The organism is Tolypothrix bouteillei VB521301, from assembly GCF_000760695.4.
GTDB lineage: Bacteria > Cyanobacteriota > Cyanobacteriia > Cyanobacteriales > Nostocaceae > Scytonema > Scytonema bouteillei_A.
The window spans coordinates 3,595,908-3,614,821 of record NZ_JHEG04000001.1 but is presented as its reverse complement, the minus strand read 5'-3'; the positions used below and the strand labels follow the sequence as shown (position 1 = coordinate 3,614,821).

Annotated in this window: 13 protein-coding genes; 11 read left to right on the top strand and 2 right to left on the bottom strand. The window is 38.2% G+C overall.

Annotated elements, in window-relative coordinates; translation table 11 throughout:
- The first annotated feature begins 15 nt into the window (after positions 1–15).
- From HC643_RS14280 to HC643_RS14240, 9 genes are all read left to right on the top strand, one after another.
- A complete protein-coding gene (locus tag HC643_RS14280) occupies positions 16–3,531 on the top strand; it encodes a hypothetical protein (RefSeq protein WP_038076244.1) in 3,516 nt (1,171 codons plus the stop codon).
- A 22-nt stretch (positions 3,532–3,553) separates the two neighbouring features.
- Positions 3,554–4,351, top strand: a complete 798-nt coding sequence (locus HC643_RS14275; RefSeq protein ID WP_038076243.1) for a phosphoadenosine phosphosulfate reductase family protein — start codon at positions 3,554–3,556, stop codon at positions 4,349–4,351.
- An 86-nt stretch (positions 4,352–4,437) separates the two neighbouring features.
- Complete coding sequence (locus tag HC643_RS14270; protein ID WP_237265880.1) at positions 4,438–5,115, top strand: hypothetical protein; 678 nt, start codon at positions 4,438–4,440, stop codon at positions 5,113–5,115.
- A gap of 3 nt (positions 5,116–5,118) precedes the next feature.
- Positions 5,119–7,398 carry a ParB N-terminal domain-containing protein gene (locus HC643_RS14265; protein WP_038076239.1) on the top strand — a complete coding sequence of 760 codons (2,280 nt, stop codon included), beginning with the start codon at positions 5,119–5,121 and terminating at the stop codon, positions 7,396–7,398.
- A 306-nt stretch (positions 7,399–7,704) separates the two neighbouring features.
- Positions 7,705–8,367 (top strand): hypothetical protein, encoded by a 663-nt coding sequence (locus HC643_RS14260; protein ID WP_137986288.1) that lies wholly within the window; start codon positions 7,705–7,707, stop codon positions 8,365–8,367.
- Between the two features lie 9 nt (positions 8,368–8,376).
- Positions 8,377–9,993 carry a hypothetical protein gene (locus tag HC643_RS14255; protein ID WP_038076235.1) on the top strand — a complete coding sequence of 539 codons (1,617 nt, stop codon included), beginning with the start codon at positions 8,377–8,379 and terminating at the stop codon, positions 9,991–9,993.
- A 78-nt stretch (positions 9,994–10,071) separates the two neighbouring features.
- Complete coding sequence (locus tag HC643_RS14250) at positions 10,072–11,238, top strand: cysteine desulfurase family protein (protein WP_050045785.1); 1,167 nt, start codon at positions 10,072–10,074, stop codon at positions 11,236–11,238.
- Positions 11,239–11,293: 55 nt separating this feature from the next.
- On the top strand, positions 11,294–11,494 hold the full coding sequence (locus HC643_RS14245) for a type II toxin-antitoxin system VapB family antitoxin (RefSeq protein ID WP_038076232.1): 201 nt from the start codon (positions 11,294–11,296) through the stop codon (positions 11,492–11,494).
- A 124-nt stretch (positions 11,495–11,618) separates the two neighbouring features.
- Positions 11,619–12,473, top strand: coding sequence for a DUF4007 family protein (locus tag HC643_RS14240; RefSeq protein WP_050045784.1), 855 nt, complete (start codon positions 11,619–11,621; stop codon positions 12,471–12,473).
- Positions 12,474–13,356: 883 nt separating this feature from the next.
- On the opposite strand, the gene HC643_RS14235 is transcribed toward HC643_RS14240, so the two are convergent.
- Positions 13,357–14,271 (bottom strand): M48 family metallopeptidase, encoded by a 915-nt coding sequence (locus HC643_RS14235; RefSeq protein ID WP_038076228.1) that lies wholly within the window; start codon positions 14,269–14,271, stop codon positions 13,357–13,359.
- Positions 14,272–14,913: 642 nt separating this feature from the next.
- Between HC643_RS14235 and HC643_RS14230 the strand changes: the two genes are divergently transcribed.
- Positions 14,914–15,969, top strand: coding sequence for a YwqG family protein (locus HC643_RS14230; protein WP_050045783.1), 1,056 nt, complete (start codon positions 14,914–14,916; stop codon positions 15,967–15,969).
- 616 nt (positions 15,970–16,585) lie between these two features.
- Entirely contained in the window at positions 16,586–17,413 is an 828-nt protein-coding gene (locus tag HC643_RS14225; RefSeq protein WP_038076227.1) for a DUF4007 family protein, read from the top strand.
- 24 nt (positions 17,414–17,437) lie between these two features.
- On the opposite strand, the gene HC643_RS14220 is transcribed toward HC643_RS14225, so the two are convergent.
- Positions 17,438–18,613, bottom strand: coding sequence for a WD40 repeat domain-containing protein (locus HC643_RS14220; RefSeq protein WP_038076225.1), 1,176 nt, complete (start codon positions 18,611–18,613; stop codon positions 17,438–17,440).
- Positions 18,614–18,914: the final 301 nt, after the last annotated feature.

Below are 18,914 nucleotides of genomic sequence, written 5' to 3'. Positions count from 1 at the left end.
TTGGTGGGACAAAAAATGAACAAATTTTTATCTGAATATTTCGACCTTCGGCGGCGTTATTCTCGTTCCATCAACATTGAGCGGGATTTTGATAACCTGGATACTTTGGTGGGTTATATACCTACTGAAAGAACAGTTGATGCAACAAGACGTATATTAGCAGGATTCGCTGGAGACTCTAGCCATCGTGCTTGGACGCTAACGAGTGTATATGGTACGGGTAAATCTGCCTTTGCTCATTTTTTAACATCTCTATGCGCTCCAGAAACAAATGAGATGCGTGGTGCGGCGTTAGAACTAGCATCTTTGAAATTCGGTTCTCGCAGTTCTGAATACGAAGCTCTTACAGAAAATATACCCAAACAGGGCTTGTTCCGGGCTGTAGCTACAGCACAAAGAGAACCAATAAGCAACACAATTGTTCGTGCTTTGGAACGAGGAGCCGAAGCTTTTTGGTCACCTCAAAAACGGGGTAAACTTAGCGTAGCTCGAAAACTGGTAGATCTGAATGCACAAATTATAGAAGGAGAAAAGGTAGACAGTCGGGAAATTCCGACTCTAGTAAAAGAAGTGGCTTTAGCTGCTGAAACAAATATTTTGCTGGTAATTGATGAATTAGGGAAAAATTTAGAATTTGCCGTTCAAAACCAAGGTGCTGAAGATTTGTATCTGCTACAGCAACTTGCTGAACTTTCAGATGATAAGGGTTATAAAGTCTATGTAGTAGGTGTGCTGCACCAAGCTTTTGCAGATTATAGCGAAAGGTTAGCGACTGTACAGCGTAATGAATGGGCGAAGATTCAAGGCAGATTTGAAGACATTCCTTTTCAAGACTCGCCAGCACAAATGATGCGGTTAATATGTCAAGCAATTGACCGTTCGGGTGCAGAGCGATTACAGCGTGCAGTGCAAAATCGAGCAGTTGAATGGTTTGATAGTTTGCCAAGTGATATAAAAGCTGATTACACACCAGCTTTGTTATTTGATACTTATCCTTTGCATCCCATCACAGCACTGGTATTACCTACGTTATGCACTCGATATGCTCAACATGACCGCTCACTATTTACATTTCTTACAAGTGCTGAACCATATTCTTTTAAAAATTTCCTTAAGGAAACAAAAGTTGAGGGGGATGTTTTACCAACATTAAAGCTGGATCGAATCTACGATTATTTCATTGAAGCAGTTGGTACGGGTTTTGCTTCTCGACCCAATCTCCAGCGTTGGGTTGAAATTCAGAATCTGATTGCTGATGTAAGTAAACGTTCAGATTCTGATGATAGTTTACGGGTTTTGAAGACAATTGGTATTCTCAATCTAGTGACAACGACAAGTCCGATGAGGGCAACTCGCAACTTGGTTACATTAGCAATGTGTGACGATCCTTCGGATCGTGCCAAAAACTATTGGGAAAAAGCCATTGAGGATCTCCAGCAAAAAGGTATCATTACTTATCGTCGCCAAATAGACGAACTCCGCATTTGGCAAGGATCTGACTTTAATGTCGATCGAGAACTCACCACTACTATAAATAGCGATCGCTCGTCTTTAGTTAACCTTCTTTCTAACATCCGACCCCTTTCACCAGTAGTTGCTCAACGTCATAGCTATAAAACAGGTACAATCCGTTATTTTGAACGCCGCTACATAGACAGTTTAGAGGATTTAAAGGAATTGGAATGTTCAAGCAATCATTGTGATGGTTTGGTTGGATACTGGATGGATGAAGCTAAACCAACTGATGTACCTGTGACTACAGCTGATGATAAACCGCTTATTATATTGCATGCAGCTAAGTTAGATATATTGCGAATTCGAGCAAGAGAATTTGCTGCATTAAAGAAGATTCAATCAAATGCCCCCGAGCTGCAAACGGATGGTGTAGCGAGATTAGAAGTTCGCTATCGTTTGGTACAAGCCGAACAATTATTAGATGAAACGCTTTCCCAAGCATTTGATATTAGAGAAAATCACAACCTGTGTTGGATTCAGGGCAAACAAGAAGCGCTCGGACACATTACAGATTTCAATGCCAAACTTTCAGATGTCTGCGATCGAGTCTACAACGAAGGTCTTATTCTTTGGAACGAACTGATTAATCGCCGTGAAGTCACTTCCCAAGGGGCAAAGGCAAGACGGGAACTGATTGAGGCGATGCTCGAACGTTCAGAACAAGAAAGACTGGGGTTGCAAGGGTATGGACCGGAAGTCAGTATGTACTATTCTGTACTTGCTGAAACAGAAATCCACCGACAGGAAAACGGTGAATGGGGATTTTACCCACCAAACAAGCGATCGGGTGTTTGGACGGTTTGGGAAGCAATAGATGATTTTTGCTTGCAAGCTACGGATAAGGCTGAGACGTTGGATAACCTCTATAAACTCTTGGAAGCACCTCCTTATGGTGTCAAAGGTGGAGTGATTCCGATATTACTCACAGCAGTTTTGTTGTACCACGTAGATGATGTCGGGGTTTATAAAGATGGTACGTTTATCCCTGTTTTGGGAGGAGAGCATTTTGAGTTACTTGTGAAAGACCCTTCCCGGTTCTCGGTGAAGTACTTTGAAGTGGTGGGATTGCGATCGCAAGTCTTTAAAGAACTCGAAGCGATTTTACGCAAAAAAGATGCAGCAGTTTCCTCCAAAATAAGAAACACTACCTTATTAATGGTGGTAAAGCCTTTATTTCAATTTGTTAAGAAATTACCAGCTTACACCCTCAAAACCAAGCGCTTAAGTAAAGAAGCACTAGCTGTATTGCAAACATTACAGCAGGCGCAAGAACCTGATGTACTTCTATTTACTGCTTTACCACAAGCTTGTGGCTTACGTCCCATTGTTGCGAGTCAAGAAGATGATGGCACAGTAGCAAAAACGTTGAGAAAGAAACTTGTTTCAGCACTGCATGAGATTCAAACTGCATACGATTGCTTACTCAGTGAATGTCAATCCCTCCTTTACAACGCTTTTTCGGTGCGTAGCAATGAAGAGAAACTCAGGGAAGATTTGCGGGTAAGAGCCAGTTACTTAACAGGTCAAGTGATAGAACGACGTTTAAAGAGTTTTGCTACGGCGGCGGCGGATGAAACAGCCACTGACTCCGAATGGTTAGAATCAATAGTAATGATTATTGCTGATAAACCCGCCACTTCTTGGACAGATGAAGATGTAACAAATTTTGAAATTAAGCTCTCAGAAATTGCAAGACGGTTCAAAAACCTTGAGGCATTACAGAAAGATGCTCAAACTCGCAACAATGAGGGATTTGAAGCACGTAAAATAACAGTCACTCGCCCAGACGGGCAAGAAACTCACTCTTTGGTTTGGTTTGACCACGAGAACCAAGAGCAAATTGATGATGTAGTAGATGAATTGTGGAGAATTATTAATAAATTTGACAATCCGCAATTTCACCAAGCTGTTGTAGCCAAATTGACTGAACGTGTGTTAGGCTCAATAACTGATAACCTTTCTCTAAGGAGAGATAAACTTAATGGTGACCAATTAAAAGTAAACAGCGATCGTTGACCAGGGCAAGAGCAAGAAGAGTATGGATAAGAAAAAAAGACGTATCTTAGGTCTATCCGGAGGTAAAGACAGCACTGCCTTAGCTGTTTTGCTACATAAGGAATATCCAGATATAGAGTATTTCTTTTGCGACACGCACAAGGAACTAGAGGAAACCTACGAGTATCTAGACCGTATCAAAGCCCGCTTAGGAATCAAAATTCACTACCTCAGTGCCGAGCGTGGATTTGACCACTGGCTTGAAGTTTATGGCGGGTTTTTGCCCTCGCCAAAAATGCGCTGGTGTACCAAAAAAATGAAAATAGAGCCTCTAGAAAAGTTTGTAGGTGATGATGAGGCTATCAGCTACATTGGTATTCGTGCTGATGAGAACCGGGACGGTTATATCTCCACTAAACCTAATATCAAACCTGTGTTTCCCTTTAAAGAACGAGGACTTAGAAAGGCAGATATTATCGGGTTACTTGAAGAAAGCGGAATTGGAATGCCAAATTACTACCGCTGGCGCAGTCGGTCTGGTTGTTTCTTCTGCTTTTTTCAACGGAAGTATGAATGGGTAAAGTTGGCAGAGGAGCATCCAGACTTATTTGCTGAAGCTGTGAAATACGAACAGGAACATAAAGACGGTAGGAGTTATACATGGACTGAAGGAGAAACGTTATTAGAACTCCTCGAAAGAAAATATGAAATTATTGCTGAACATGAGAAGGCAATGGCTAGGGAGAAAATACTTGCTCCCAGTAGATCGTTAGCAGAGGCACTAGATTCTGTGCTAGAGGAGGAAGATGATGAACAGCCTTGCTTTGCTTGTCATTTGTAATTCCTTTCATTAGCTAATTCATCTGCTATTTAACTTTCTAAGTATCTTTATACTTTGAATAAAAATAAAAGTAATCAATTACGAGATTGGATTGGTTCTTAATGCTTTACCGTTGGACAGAAATATCGAAAGTGCCTCAAAAGCCAGGTGTTTATGCTTGGTATTACTCCCCAGAAATTACAGATTATGATTTAAGTAAAGCAATTGATGATATCAAAAAAATGAAGCAATTAGGAGAAGTAAATTTAGCATCGGAGGTAGTAGAAAAATTTTTATATAATAGTATTTTTCAATATTTTAGAGAAGAACCTTATCAAGCTTTTTTACGTGGTCCTTTAAAACCAAAATATCAAGGATGCCTTGAACATAAACCGATACTCTCCGAAACTTTAGTATCAAGAATTATTGAAGAGCCAGAAAGACTGATAACAGTTAAAGATGTAGTTGAAAAATCAGCGCCAAATTTTGCTAGCCCTATATACATAGGTATGGCAGAACGTCTTGGAGTCAGGCTGAAACAACACAAAAAACTTATTGAAAAATATCGTTCACAAGTTGAAGTTTCAGAAATTAATCAAAATAGCTTTTCTACTGAAGACACAGAGAAATCAGACAATAGTTTTGCTTTACAGATTTGCCGAAGAAATATTACTCCAAGCCGACTTTTTGTTGTCATTAATATACTCGGAGATCTTAAAAAAAAATATGTAGATATTGAGAATATTCTTAATCGAATTCATTATCCATTGCTGGGGAGAAATTGATAAATGGCATTAAAACTTCGTAAAGAATCAGCTTTAAATTTAACTCTCGAAGGTTCAACAGGCTCGTTTAGTGTAGGAACAGGTCGTGATGGACAAAATTCTCTTGAAGTCAAATATTTTCTTACCCACGTTGGTCTAGATTTTTCTAGTATTTCAGATGAAGCTTTACTAAGCCATCTAGCCCCTGTAAGAGAAATTTTTGATTTTAAGCAACTGGATTTTGATGAAATCATGCAGAGAGACATTGATGATGCACGTGTCTCCTCAGAACTTATTCCTTATTTATTAGATGAAAAGTCAGTTGATTTGGTGAAGTTATTTCCACCAATTGTTGTTGTTGTATTACCTGTTAAAGAAGGAGAAAACCGTCCAGCAGATTTGTATCCGAAAGTTTATGAAGAAGAAACTTTGGAACAAAATGATGAAGCAGCTAAATACATACTGCGTGCAGGTGCTGTAGGACAGGAAGTATTTCAGTTTGAACAACCTATAGACGAAGGACAACGACTAAAGCACGATCTAGTACGGTTTCGTTTAAATACTCATAAGACTCGCTTAGTTATTGTCGATGGTCAACATAGGGCTATGGCTCTACTCGCAATATACAGGAATCTAAAGGATCAGTGGTCAGATGAAAAGCGAGCTCCATTCAAAGAGTACTATTCAGAGTGGACACCGAAATATATCCAGCAATTTAATCTCAAGGAAATTAACCTACCTGTCATCTTGTGTACATTTCCTTCACTAAATGAGACATACGCAGGAGACTTCAATCTTAAAAAAGCTGCACGTTCAATTTTCTTAACTTTGAATAAGACGGCTCGAAAAGTTTCAAACTCTCGCAATATTTTACTTGACGATCAAGATATTATTGCTTACTTTCTCCGTAGTTGTTTATCTGAAGTAAAAGGAAAAGATAAACGTTCGCCATATTCCTTACGAATTTCCAATGTTGAACTAGATCAATCTGAAGAGAAAGTAAAAATTAAAAGCCCTATTGCTATGACAGGTGTCACTCACCTTTACTACATCATAGAACATTTGCTTTTAAATAGTGGAGATGAAGTAGACGGTGTAAAGCCTAGATCGGGTAAATTTTCTAAACGAAAGGATTTGAATGGCTATAATTGTATGGAGAGATTAAATGGTCGAAATTTGCTAGGGGCTGAAGTTGCGGACTTAACAACACGTGATAACTTTTCACAGGAAGCAGCTAACAAGCTTGGCAGTAGTTTTGAAGAAAAGTATGGCACTTTTATAATTGCTGCCCTTGAAAAATTTTATCCTTATGAAAATCATAATAGAGCTGTTTTAAATCTTGAAAATTCCATTGAAGTCTACCAAGATCGTCAGCTAAGACCGATTTTACTTGAAGGTCAGGGTATTGGTAGAGTTTTTGAGGCACATCGAGAAAACCTTAAACAGAAACTAAAAGATGGAGGTTTTAGTACTAAAGTACCAGAAATACAATCTATTACTCAACGTCTTGACGCTACTGCAAGGCGACTTGAACAAGCCATTCAAGACTTCCGAGTAGACAGAACAAAGCTTTGCTTACAGACAATATCAGATAAAGCTAAAATTAAAAACTCGGATGGTAGTGATATCAACCCTTACATTGTTAAGTGGTTTAACGATTTATATGACAATGTACTGACAACAGTAGCTTTCCAAAGTGGATTAATTTGTGGTTTCTTTGGAGAAATTGAGAAAACTAATACAGATCTGGATAAAGAGTCTGCAGATCCCCTTAATATAATGGAATGTTTCAACGAATATATTGAGCAATTGAACGATTTTTTTACACCCAAGTCTTCTAGCCAGTTGAAAAAGCTAATTCGAGTATTCACTGGAGACATTTCTGGTGAAATAGTTGATTGGAAAATTATTTCAATTAATTCGACATTCAGAAATGTCGTATACATTGGAGAGATGCAACCAGACCAATGGACAAAATATAAATACCTTTTTTTAGAGATTTGGAAACCCAAACATCCTAAATTTAATGAAAATGTTGTTAAAGAACGACAAAAGTGTCGCGAACAAATTTATTCTGCCCTTCATAATTATTACAAAACTTCATACTGCAAAGAAAACTCAAAATTAGAAGAAAATTTGGAAAAAGATGAGAAGAAAAGCATATTTAATCAAGCTTTCGCAGCCTATAACGATTTTTTAAAGAATCTTGGTGCTGAAGGATTAAATGAGCAAGACATGAAAATAGCTGTTTCCACTATTCCAGCAAAGACAATCGATGAAGTTGAAGCAGAGGAAGAAGCTTGAATATATACAGCAATTCCCAATCACGTGAGGGACAGAAAGAAATAATTAACCGCAGATGAACGCAGATGGACGCAAATAAATTTGTACCTTAGTAGACTGGGACACGCTATATAATTTAGAAGCACCCAATTTCGCAATAATACTGTAGAGCTTTAAAGTATTAGCTTCTATTTTGGACAAAAAAATGAGTGCTCAACTAGCTTTATTTATCATTTGTAGCTTAATACTAAAAACAGCTTGTAAAGAATAAATTATATGGATTTGTATCAATACTATCAAGAAATTTTTGATTCCTCGAATATCACTATGAATGAATCACTTAAAAAAGCTGATGAACTAGCTAAAGTTCATGCTTTTGTTGACGATTTATTAACTTGGTACGATGTTTTAAAACCCAGAGAAGAAGCTGTTATATTAACGTATGCTGCTGGAGAATTACAGTTATCTACTCTTTCACTAGTTGCTGGTTTATACAGGCAATCATTTACATCTTTACGATTAGCTCTTGAATTATCATTATCTACAATTTTTTTCTCTACTAATGAATTAGATTTTAGGGAATGGAGGAATGGAGAACGTGATATATATTGGCAACAATTAGTATGTACCGACAGTAATACACAAGGAATTTTTTCATCAAGATGGGCAAAAGGCTTTTTTCCCGAATTAATAGATTTTGTTAAAGAATATAATAAGATAGCTAAAGATGTATACAGAGATTTATCCGAATTCGTGCATGGAAATGCCTATACTTGGGAAGTTAATAAAGCACATATTGTATTTAATGATGCTCTTTTTAAGAAATGGCTAAATAACTTCTTCAACTTGTCACAAGTAATCTCTTTTGCTTTATGTTTGAGATTCATGAAAAGCCTTGATTCTCAAAAATTACATCGATTAGAATCACATTTACTGGAATCTCTAGGACATATAGAGGAAATACGAAGAATTTTAGGTGGTTCAGTTTAGGAGTCAACTATGAGTGAATTTTATTTTAGAACTGAGTCAATACAACTTGATAAAATTCAGGAATTATTTGTATCTACAAAACAAGATAGAGAAATAATTGACGCTCTAAAAACATCAGATTCTGTAATCCTTGAGGGAAGTCGTGGGACAGGTAAATCATTTCTCGTGCGTATGGCAGAATTTGAGTTAGATTCCACTTTTGTGGTCAATAGAGTTCTACCAGTATACGTAACTTTTGTTGCGAGTTCACTGATTCATAGTAATGATCCAGAACAGTTTAAGCATTGGATGCTAGCGTCTATTTGCTATAAACTAATACGAGTTTTACGTAAAAAAGGACTACTTATAGGAGCAAGTCCAGCTACTGCTTTACTGTCTAATAAAGATATAGATCCCGAAAGCCTTGAACAGAAATTTAGTAAGCTTTCCAAAGCATATGAAGATTCGTATAGAAAAGGTTTTGAAAAAGCTGTGTCTCCAGAGCAAATTCCAGACTTAGTACATTTTAAGGATGCTATAGAGGAAATTTGTGAAGAGACAAATATCAAGAGGATATGTTTTTTATTTGATGAGGCTGTACATATTTTTAGACCTGAACAACAAAGACAGTTTTTTACGCTTTTTAGAGATTTGAGATCTCCATACATTAGCTGTAAAGCAGCGGTATATCCTGGTGTAACATCCTATGGTAATACATTTGAAATGTCTCATGATGCGACTTACTTAAGAATAGAACGGGATATTTTAAGCGATGAATATTTATCTAGTATGAAAGAGATTGTATTGAAACAAGCAGATGAAAATGTTAAGAAATCCATAAATGAAAATATGCAAAATTTTAATGTTCTTGTGTATTCAGCATGTGGAAACCCTAGAATGTTATTGAAAACAGTTGAAAAGTGCCCAAAAATGAAGTCAAGAGATGTTAATGAAGTCATTAAAAGTTTTTATCGAACAGATATATGGACTGAGCATACTGGACTAGGCGATAAGTACAAAGGGCATAAAAATTTAGTAGACTGGGGTAGAAACTTTATCGAAGATGAGGTATTACTTGCTACTAGAAAGAAAAATGAAACGCGCTCTGAGTATAATGAATCTACGTGCTATTTTTGGATTCATAGAGATGTTCCAGAAACGGTAAAAGAAGCTTTAAGGCTACTTGAATATACAGGAATTATCAGAAAAAATGGAGAGGCTGTTCGTGGCACTAATTCCGAGCTTGGAACTCGTTATGAACTAAAGTTTGGATGTGTGTTATCTCATGAAGTAACTCCAAGTAATGTAGGGATAAGTTTAGCCCATAATCTTAAACTTCAAAGATTTACAGAATATGGGATGAAAAATCCTTTATTTCAGAATTTGTCTATTGGTGGCATAGAGCCAGAATCTGATTCAGATTTAAAAACAATACTGTATAATCAACTCCATCAATCTATTGAGATTCTAGATTTAAGTGAGTGGCTAAAAACTAAATTGAAAGAGCATAATTTATTAACAATTCAAGACGTTTTAGATATTTCAGAAGAAGATATACAAAATAGAATGCGTTATGTCGGTGAAAAGCGGGCAAGAAGAATAAGAAATGCTGCAATAGCCGAGTTTTTAGAATATCTTTCTGGTTAAACTTTTCACTAAATCATAGGGATAACTAGTTGCTTTTACTTGTAAGAAATTTTGAAAAGTAATTTATATTAATGTCCAGTGACTCGAAAAGATAACATTATATACTTAGATTATCATGCAACGACTCCTGTAGACTCCAGAGCCGCACAATTGATATTGCATTACATGACCACAGCATTTGGTAATGCTAGCAGCATAGACCATGAATATGGGGATGAGGCAGAACGAGCAGTTTCTAAATCTGCTTTTCAAGTTGCTGAACTAGTCGGCGCATCGCCAAAGCAAGTCATTTTTACTTCTGGGGCAACTGAAAGCATAAATATAGTTCTTCAAGGCAGTCTGCTTTCTCAAACGAACAAAAAGCAACGAATTGCTGTTCTACCTATTGAACATAAAGCAGTTTTGGACACTTGCCACGCTTTGGCTAAACAAGGACTTGTTGAGATTGTTTACTTGAAAGTTGATTCCAAAGGCAGGCTTGACTTGGAATATCTTGAGCAAGTTTGTGCATCAGGGCTATCGTTACTTTGCGTTATGGCAGCAAATAACGAAATTGGAAATGTTTACCCCATTCAAGCTGTTGGGCAAATTGCTCAAAAGTATGGCATCCCTTTTCTATGCGATGCTTCCCAGGCTGTAGGCAAAATTCCTATCAATTTTGAAGAGTGGGGAATTACTTATCTAGCAATCTCCACTCATAAACTCTATGGTCCCAAAGGTTCTGGTGCTCTAGTTATCCGTAAAGGGTATCATCTACAGCCAATATTATTTGGCGGTGGTCATCAGAAGGGCTTGCGTTCTGGAACTCTCAATGTTCCCGGTATTGTTGGCTTGGGAGAAGCTTGTCGCCTGCGTCAGTTGGAAATGGAAGAAGATGAGCAAGCGATCGCAATCAAAAGAGATAGATTACAAAAATTACTGCTAGAGAAAATTCCCAATTTAACGGTTAACGGCGATTTATCCTCTCGGTTATCAGGAAATCTCCATATTTCCATACCTGATGTTCCCAACAGTGCAGTTATTGCTAGAGTTCGGCATCAGCTAGCTATTTCTACGGGTGCTGCTTGCTCATCAGGTGTAGAAACACCTTCTCATGTTTTGCAAGCCTTGGGCTTACCCTCCAACTTTATTGAAGGAGCGCTAAGGATCGGGATTGGCAAATTTACAAAGAGTGTAGAAATCGAACAGGCGGCTGAAATCCTGTCGTCCGCCGTTCATCTAATCCGTCAATCTATGTGTTTTTAAAGCAAGGTTTATGTAAAATCTTAGTTACATAGTAGTGCGCCCAAAAAATAAGTGGATGGCAATCAAAATTCAAATAGACAAAGCATTAATCCAAGACGCCCTAGCCCTTGCCAATCAACAAACGGAACGTGATGTTGTCGAAGTTGCCTTACGCGAATATGTACAGCGTCGCAAACAGTCTAAGGTGTTGGAGTTGTTTGGGACGATTGACTACTACGAAGATTACAACTACAAACATCTGAGACGAGAGCCATGAGAGTTAAAGTTGAACATCAAAAACTTAATCTGTTTTAATGTATTACTTTGGAATTTTTTGGGCATCCTAAGTAAGGGCTTAATTAACTCTAGATACTATTTATATTCTCTACCACATAACATTCATGCCTAGGTTACAACTTAGCTTTCACACTACATTTGCTCTTAAGAAAGAAGACCTGCTTAAAATCCTTCGAGCCGCAGCTGAGGAACAAGGTTTAAAAGACACTATAGAAAACCTTATGGAGCGGACAAGTCTGGGAAATAAGAAAGTTGCTCCGATGAAAAGTTGGGCGATGAGGGCGGGGTTAGTTCGTGACAACTACCTTAGCCCTGAAGGAAAGATTGTGCTTGAAAAAGACCCTTATCTAAAATCAACTATCACAGATTGGTTGATGCACTTCTACCTCAGTTTTGGTGATAAAGGACTAGCAAAATTACCCGAAAGTCCTTCTGATTGGGGTGGTTGGTCTTATTTAATTTATAGCTTTTTACCCGAACATCCTACTTTTAGGTTAAATGAATTAGTACAAAGTAGCGCTGTTATTTTTGAGCAGGAATCTGAAAAAAGACTCATGGAAAATTTTACGATTCTTTTGAAAGCATATGCACTATCACCTAACAAAAACACAAAGGAAGAATCGCCTCTAAAGTATTGCAAATTTCTAACATTAGAAGAAGATACATATACTACTAGAAATGCCACTTTACCCAATCCCTACCTAATTGGATACTTTCTAGCCAAACTATGGGAACGGGATTTTGGCGATACAACCTCTGTTCTAACCGACGACATCCTACAGCAAAAAATGGGATTAGCCCCCGTTCTTGCTATAGAAACTGAAGCATTGCAGGAGTGTCTCAATCAATTAGAAACCTTGGCGATCGTCGAACAAAGACGTACTGTCTCCCCAGCCCAGATAATTCGCCGTTGGACTGACCCCTTAGCTTTGTTGGAAAAAGCATATGTTGATAGCTGATTTAAAATTGTGCGAAGTACAATAAGCGCGTTCGCTCTTAGCGCAAGCCGTACCCGGCTTATCGCTGCCAACCACAATCTGATTTTAGAAATATTGGAAAACCTTCCCTCCTAATTGGAACTCAGGAAAAAACTGTAAGTGCAAAACTAATGACCCTTGTTTTGTGGTGTTGAAAAGCGATCGCTATAATCTTCCGATAGGAGCAGTTTCTGCGGTTACAATTATGGAGAACATCCCAAATTTGCAATTGCCCTCAGAATAGAATTTTGGGGCTACATAAACAAAATCCACCTATGTGGCTTTTATCACTTTTGTCAAAGAAAATTTGAAACCCCATTTTTATATTAGTCCGCATTCGCGTAGCGTGCGCTTTGCGCTTAGGCGGACTTTGCTTGTATAGCAGCGAATGCTATTCGCTTCAATTATTCTCTCTCTAGAATGACAAAAGGGGGTTATTACAGCGCTTTGCATGTGAATGAGGTACACCCTTTCATCCCCCCTTACCAAGCTACGGTGGTGTACCAAGTTTTCTAAAGTGCATTAAAAGTGGTTTAGATCCCCCCTAACCCCCCTTAAAAAAGGGGGGAACTTCATTCCAATTCTCCCTTTTCACGATGTTTCATCTTTTGTCTAGAAATCTGTACACCAATGTAGCCTTACCAAGGGGTGACAGAGGGGAGGAATTTTTGTACCTCACCAAGTTGAAATCTGCTGTAAGTCCGCGCAGGTGGACTTTGTTTGTATAGCCTCGATTACGAACATCGTTAGGGTAAAACGGGTTGGAGAAACGGATTTGGTATGAGTCGATTTTCCAACTTTCTTGGATAAACTTATACCATGCGTAGATTTTAGCTTTTCGATTGGGAAAGGACATCCACGCCACCTAAAGTTGGTCAATTTTGTTCCAATCAGCTAGAAAATCCCAATCCTCATTGTCTTCCTGAGTTTCAATTTGTTGCGTGCTTAACTCTTTTCCATCTATCAAATTTTGATAGTCGCCTGAATCAACCCACTTCAAAAGTTCAGATGCTCGCATTACTGTCCACGGTAATTGATATTCCATAAAGCTAAACGTCTTAGTCAGTTGACCTAAACCATCAAGATTGCTAACTGTAAAAGAACGAGCTTGCATGACAAAATCGTCGATCGTATCCTTATTTAAATATTCATTTGGTAAGCCGCCTAATTTCATCAAGGCAGTAATAGCAACATCCACATCCTGACAAGCTAATAAACCAGCGCGATCGGCAGTAAATCTTGCCATAACTATCCAGTTGTATAACGCAATTTCTACACCGTTTGCTGCTATTCCGCCCATACCAAGTGTTGTACTGCTAATCAAGTTTTTGACAACGGGCATGACGTGAGCCAATTGCTGATATGCTAAATATTTTCCTTTTATAAGAGCAAGTTGATGCCCAAATAGAAAGAGTAGTTCATCGTGGGAAAGCCATTCCATTCCTTCGAGATTGATACCGACTACTGGCTTGTTCACCCCTACTGCATAAGCTTTAATGTATCCCGTTCCACGCTGGAGGTACAGTTCTGGGATTGGAGCAATATCCAAGATTTTGCAAGCTTCAACAAAAGCATCATTGAGGTGGAGAAAATTACTCGTAGTGACTTTAAAATCATTACCAATTATTTGTAACCACAGTAACTTGTCAATGCCATACTCGTTGACTTTTTTAAGCAACAGGGGTAGCACTGGGGTTCTTTCTAACGACACCAACGCTTTCCGGTCAAATGGATGCTCATAAACTTCTGTTTTTAGCCCTGTAAATTCTTTTCTTGTCATTTATTTATTTTATTAGTTTAATGATTTATCTTTAGATTTCCTAGATAATGCCAAACTTCAGCAAGCTTTTCAAGGAGCCGAAGGAATTACAGGTACAAAAGTTAGCTTAATTAGATGCCAGCCGAGATACGTGCAAATCCAAACACGCTGTAAAGCTTTATCGATCTAATTATCCCAACCCTTAATTTACCGTTGTTTCAGAGTTGAGCGGCAAAAGATTCGATCGATGACTGCTCGTGAATCTCTTAAAGACCGATCTGAAAGTGGCTTTGTAAGTATCGTTGGCAGGGGAGCAAGAATAGATATAGGAGGGAACATTAATTATGCGTTCCTTGAAACCCTTGGTAGGGGCAAACGACCGTTCGCCCTTACATCATTTCTGGAGATGTCCAATCTGTAACTATGTACTGCCAAAGGATATAGATAGACACCTGCTTTAAAATAAAGACATTATTTTCGGACAATAGCGGAAGTTAGCCAAACGATTTTACCATTTTATAGCAGTCCTAAATGAAATATAAGAATAAGAGTGAAGACTGCTAATGGCTAATTGCTGATTGACCATTAACTATTAGCCATTAGCAATTAGCAATTAGCTTTTTCTGCTTCCGCTTGTACCGATCGCATCTGAGGTTAACGCTCGTGACACGTAATAAAATATTTCGATTAAATTCACTCAGAACTTCTATTCACTTAGAAGGCTGTTCTGTTACACATTACAGACAGCGTCATGAATTTTCCTCTGAAGCAGAAGCAGAAGCTTTTTTTGAAAAAAGCATTCAAGAATTACTCACACAGGGTTGGTATGATACCGAGTCTGTACCCTCTGACGAAGATAACGAGGATTTTACTCCAGATGAGTTGCATAAGATGTTCTTAGAATTAACAGAACGTCTGGATGAGTTTGCGATCGCAATTACAAAACCATATTTAGAAATTTTGCCATATCCAACATCAGAAACAACCCCTTGGCAAAGTAAGTTTGGCGGTTTTCCTTATTTTCCCAAGCAGACTCCTTACCCCACAGCCCCAGATGGTACTCCCCTTAGCCTTTTAGCACAAATAAATTTTGCCGAAACTCCTTCTTTAGAAGATTTACCAGAAAATGGAATTCTTCAGTTTTATATTGAAGCCACAAGTCGGACAGCATTTGGTCTGGAAAAGAATCCACAATTAGAACAAAGCACTTTTCGAGTTCTTTACTTTCCCGAACCGGACATGAATATTGACAATCTGCTAGATAATTTTGACTTTTTACCCACACCTGTAGGTCTACCACTGTCAGGATGTTTGGCTTTAAATTTCGCCGTCAATTCCAGCCCGATTGGTGGTTTAGATTATCGTTTTAAATCCTTAATGAAAAGCTATTTCCCCATCTTTCAACAGAGCGAACTCAGCGAACAAATGGAGAATTCTCTCGAAGAACTAGCAGATGATTTCTTAGAGGAGTATGAAGAAAAATATTGGCAATCTGTAAAAGGACACCGTATAGATGGATATCCAAAATTTGTACAGAATGACGATCGCGAGTATTTTCTAGACGGGGAAGCTTACGATTTTCTGCTATTGCAAATGGATACTGACGAGAGTAACTCAATTAAGTGGGGAGATGGAGGAGTCGGTAACTTTTTTATTCAGCATACAGCGCTCAAACGCTTAGACTTTTCCAAAGTTCTTTACACCTATGGCTCTTGTTAAAGACATTAACCCACCAAACAGAGCATACCCCAATTGGAAAAGCAACGTTACAATCGCGCTTTTGAAGCCCCTCTCTTTGTAGGATACGGCGTACACAGATGATGAAGCATTGTCAAAAAGGAGAATTGGAATGAAGTTCCCCCCTTTTTTAAGGGGGGTTAGGGGGGATCGAAACCGCAAGAATACACTTTAGAAGACTTGTGTACACCACCCTAGCTCTTTGTAGGAGAGGAATTTGAGGTGAGATTTGTTTTGACTCCGATCTTGCTTCATACAGAACGCCGTCCCACAAAATGGAGAATTTATTTCTGGAAATTCTTAAGTCGAGCCCTTTGCGATCCGAGCCATTGCTTCTCACTGACTTATAAAATATAAACAGCAAAAAATCCTTCCATCCCTATGACTGTAAAAAACCAGACCGAGAAAGACAAATTACACGCAAGCACTAATGTCAAGATAGATCGAGAAACAGAAAACGAAAAAGTTTTATGTCCTCATTGTCAGCGCACAGCTACAAACGGGATTAAATGTAAAGGAATTTGTGTAGCTGACAATGACTATTAAGGTATAAATTTTAAATTAAGAAATCAGCTTGTTGTACCCTCTAAAAACATCTATGGCTAAATTACAACTGCATTTCAACGGTAATTTTTCCCTAAAAAAAGAAGAAGTTGCCAGAATACTCCAAGCAGCTACAGAAGAAAAAGGCTTAAACGATAGCTTGGAAAACTTGATGAACAGAACGAGCTTGGGGAATGCTAAAGTTGGAAGAATCAAAAGTTGGGCAAGTCGTGCGGGTTTAGTTCAGGAGAACCGTCCCAGTCCTGAAGGGGAAATTGTTTGGCGTCTGGACCGTTACTTTGAATCATACATTACCAGCTGGTTGATGCACTTTTATCTCAGCTTTGGTGACAAAGGACTGCAAAAACCACCAAAGAATCCTGCGGATTGGGGCGGATGGTGTTATTTCATCTTTAGCTTTCTCCCTCAGTACAATACATTTACCGTTGATGAATTGCTGCATCATTTTACATCTATCTTTGAAGAAGAAAGCAAGATTATTTCAACAAGAATAAAATATATTTTGCGAGCCTATACCGAAAACCAAGCTTTAGCATCCTGTAAGTTTCTCACTGTTCAAGAAGATAAATATTCCAATCAAAATGCCACTTTACCCAATCCCTACCTAATTGGATACTTTCTAGCCAAACTATGGGAACGGGATTTTGGCGATACAACCTCTGTTCTAACCGACGACATCCTACAGCAAAAAATGGGATTGGCTCCCGTTCTTGCTATAGAAACTGAAGCATTGCAGGAGTGTCTCAATCAGTTAGAAACTTTGGCGATCGTCGAACAGAGGCGTACTGTCTCCCCAGCCCAGATAATTCGCCGTTGGACCGATCCCTTAACTTTGTTGGAAAAAGCATATACCGAAGGTTAATTTAAACTAACCGTTCTAGAAAAATTACCTAACACCCCATACTTTAATACCGTCTATATGACCGTTGCTAACAATGATTTGTTGGTTATTATCAGCAGTAACGCATTGAATGTAGTCACAATGCCCATATAGGGTATGCAAAAGTTTACCAGTTTGTAAACTCCAAATTTGAATTTGCCCTCTCCCACCTGCAATAAGAGTATTTCCATCTTGACTGAGAGCTAGAGAAAATGTTTCCTTCTGCACTTGAAGAGTTAATTGAAGTTTTTTTGTTTGTAAATCAAAGATTTTAATTTTGTTAGAATGTCTGACGGCAATAATATTTTTTTCAAAATTAATAGCTGAATTCTCAATTCTTTGTTGCGTTTCTAGGATATAGAATAGCTCGCTGGTTCGCCAATTCCATATTTTGATACTAGTCTCACCAGCACTTACTAATTGTTTTTTATCCGGACTTATATAAACCTGAACTTGACCCTTTGAATAAGCGTCTATAACACGTATAATTTTATTAATTTTCCAATTCCATACTTTAATGAAACCTTCCTTCATACAACCAACAATAACTGTATCTTCATCCGAGCACACAGCCATAGAATGAATACCTAATGAGTATTCTTTCATAGGAGAACACAAAATTTCTCCTGTTTGCCAATTCCAAACCTTGATGCGAGCGTCTCCCCAACTACCACCTATAATTATTTGCCTATCTGAACTAAAATCAAAAAAATTAACTTCATCTGAATGACCTTGCAAAATCTGTCTTTGCATCGTATTCTCCTCCCAGTTCCAAATATGTATTGCTCCAATTCCGCCAAAAATAATTTTTTTGCCATCTGGAGTCATGGGAAGAGAACTCATATAAACATGATATTTAAGAGTCGTCAGACACTCCATCCATGACCAATAATTTAATCCTTGTAAAGCTCGAATAATCTTTGGATCTTTCTTGTTTCGTAATAGAAGATAAGCAGCTTTTTGTGTGGATTGTACTTTATCTTCTAAAGCTCGAATAACCAAATCTAAACCAACTTCCTCATATTGTAAAGCATCGGTAAGTGCTGCTATTCGGGTTTCTTCAGATGAACTTGCCAAACGCTTTTTTACCCCTTCAATTCCACCTAAAACAGCACTATTAATCAGATGTGGAACTTCTCCACCCAACACGGCATCATTATGTTCGGGCTGATTGACTGACATTGCATTTTTACCTCTACACTATTGCTAGTATTCCCAAAACTGAAGCATTCCAGGAGTGTCTCAATCAGTGCTACGCGATCGCATCTATATTTAATTCGGCTCATCTCCATACAAAATTGGTACAAGCAATATGCCTTGGAAGGTGAACGGTTGTTCGTCCCTACATTGATAGTGTTGTATTTGATTGCAGCAAAAAACGCTATTGCGATCGCAACGCGAGTGAGGTATTTTTTGTAACTAGTTACCCGGACATAAGATAATTTCTCTACTCCTCATGTAGCAATTATTTGATGAAATGGTA

Excerpts from the sequence above, each read along its gene's own strand:
- HC643_RS14280 (WP_038076244.1), top strand. The coding sequence starts at position 16 with ATGAACAAATTTTTATCTGAATATTTCGACCTTCGGCGGCGTTATTCT.
- HC643_RS14275 (WP_038076243.1), top strand. The coding sequence starts at position 3,554 with ATGGATAAGAAAAAAAGACGTATCTTAGGTCTATCCGGAGGTAAAGAC.
- HC643_RS14265 (WP_038076239.1), top strand. The coding sequence starts at position 5,119 with ATGGCATTAAAACTTCGTAAAGAATCAGCTTTAAATTTAACTCTCGAA.
- HC643_RS14260 (WP_137986288.1), top strand. The coding sequence starts at position 7,705 with ATGAATGAATCACTTAAAAAAGCTGATGAACTAGCTAAAGTTCATGCT.
- HC643_RS14255 (WP_038076235.1), top strand. The coding sequence starts at position 8,377 with ATGAGTGAATTTTATTTTAGAACTGAGTCAATACAACTTGATAAAATT.
- HC643_RS14245 (WP_038076232.1), top strand. The coding sequence starts at position 11,294 with ATGGCAATCAAAATTCAAATAGACAAAGCATTAATCCAAGACGCCCTA.
- HC643_RS14240 (WP_050045784.1), top strand. The coding sequence starts at position 11,619 with ATGCCTAGGTTACAACTTAGCTTTCACACTACATTTGCTCTTAAGAAA.
- HC643_RS14235 (WP_038076228.1), bottom strand. The coding sequence starts at position 14,271 with ATGACAAGAAAAGAATTTACAGGGCTAAAAACAGAAGTTTATGAGCAT.
- HC643_RS14225 (WP_038076227.1), top strand. The coding sequence starts at position 16,586 with ATGGCTAAATTACAACTGCATTTCAACGGTAATTTTTCCCTAAAAAAA.
- HC643_RS14220 (WP_038076225.1), bottom strand. The coding sequence starts at position 18,613 with ATGTCAGTCAATCAGCCCGAACATAATGATGCCGTGTTGGGTGGAGAA.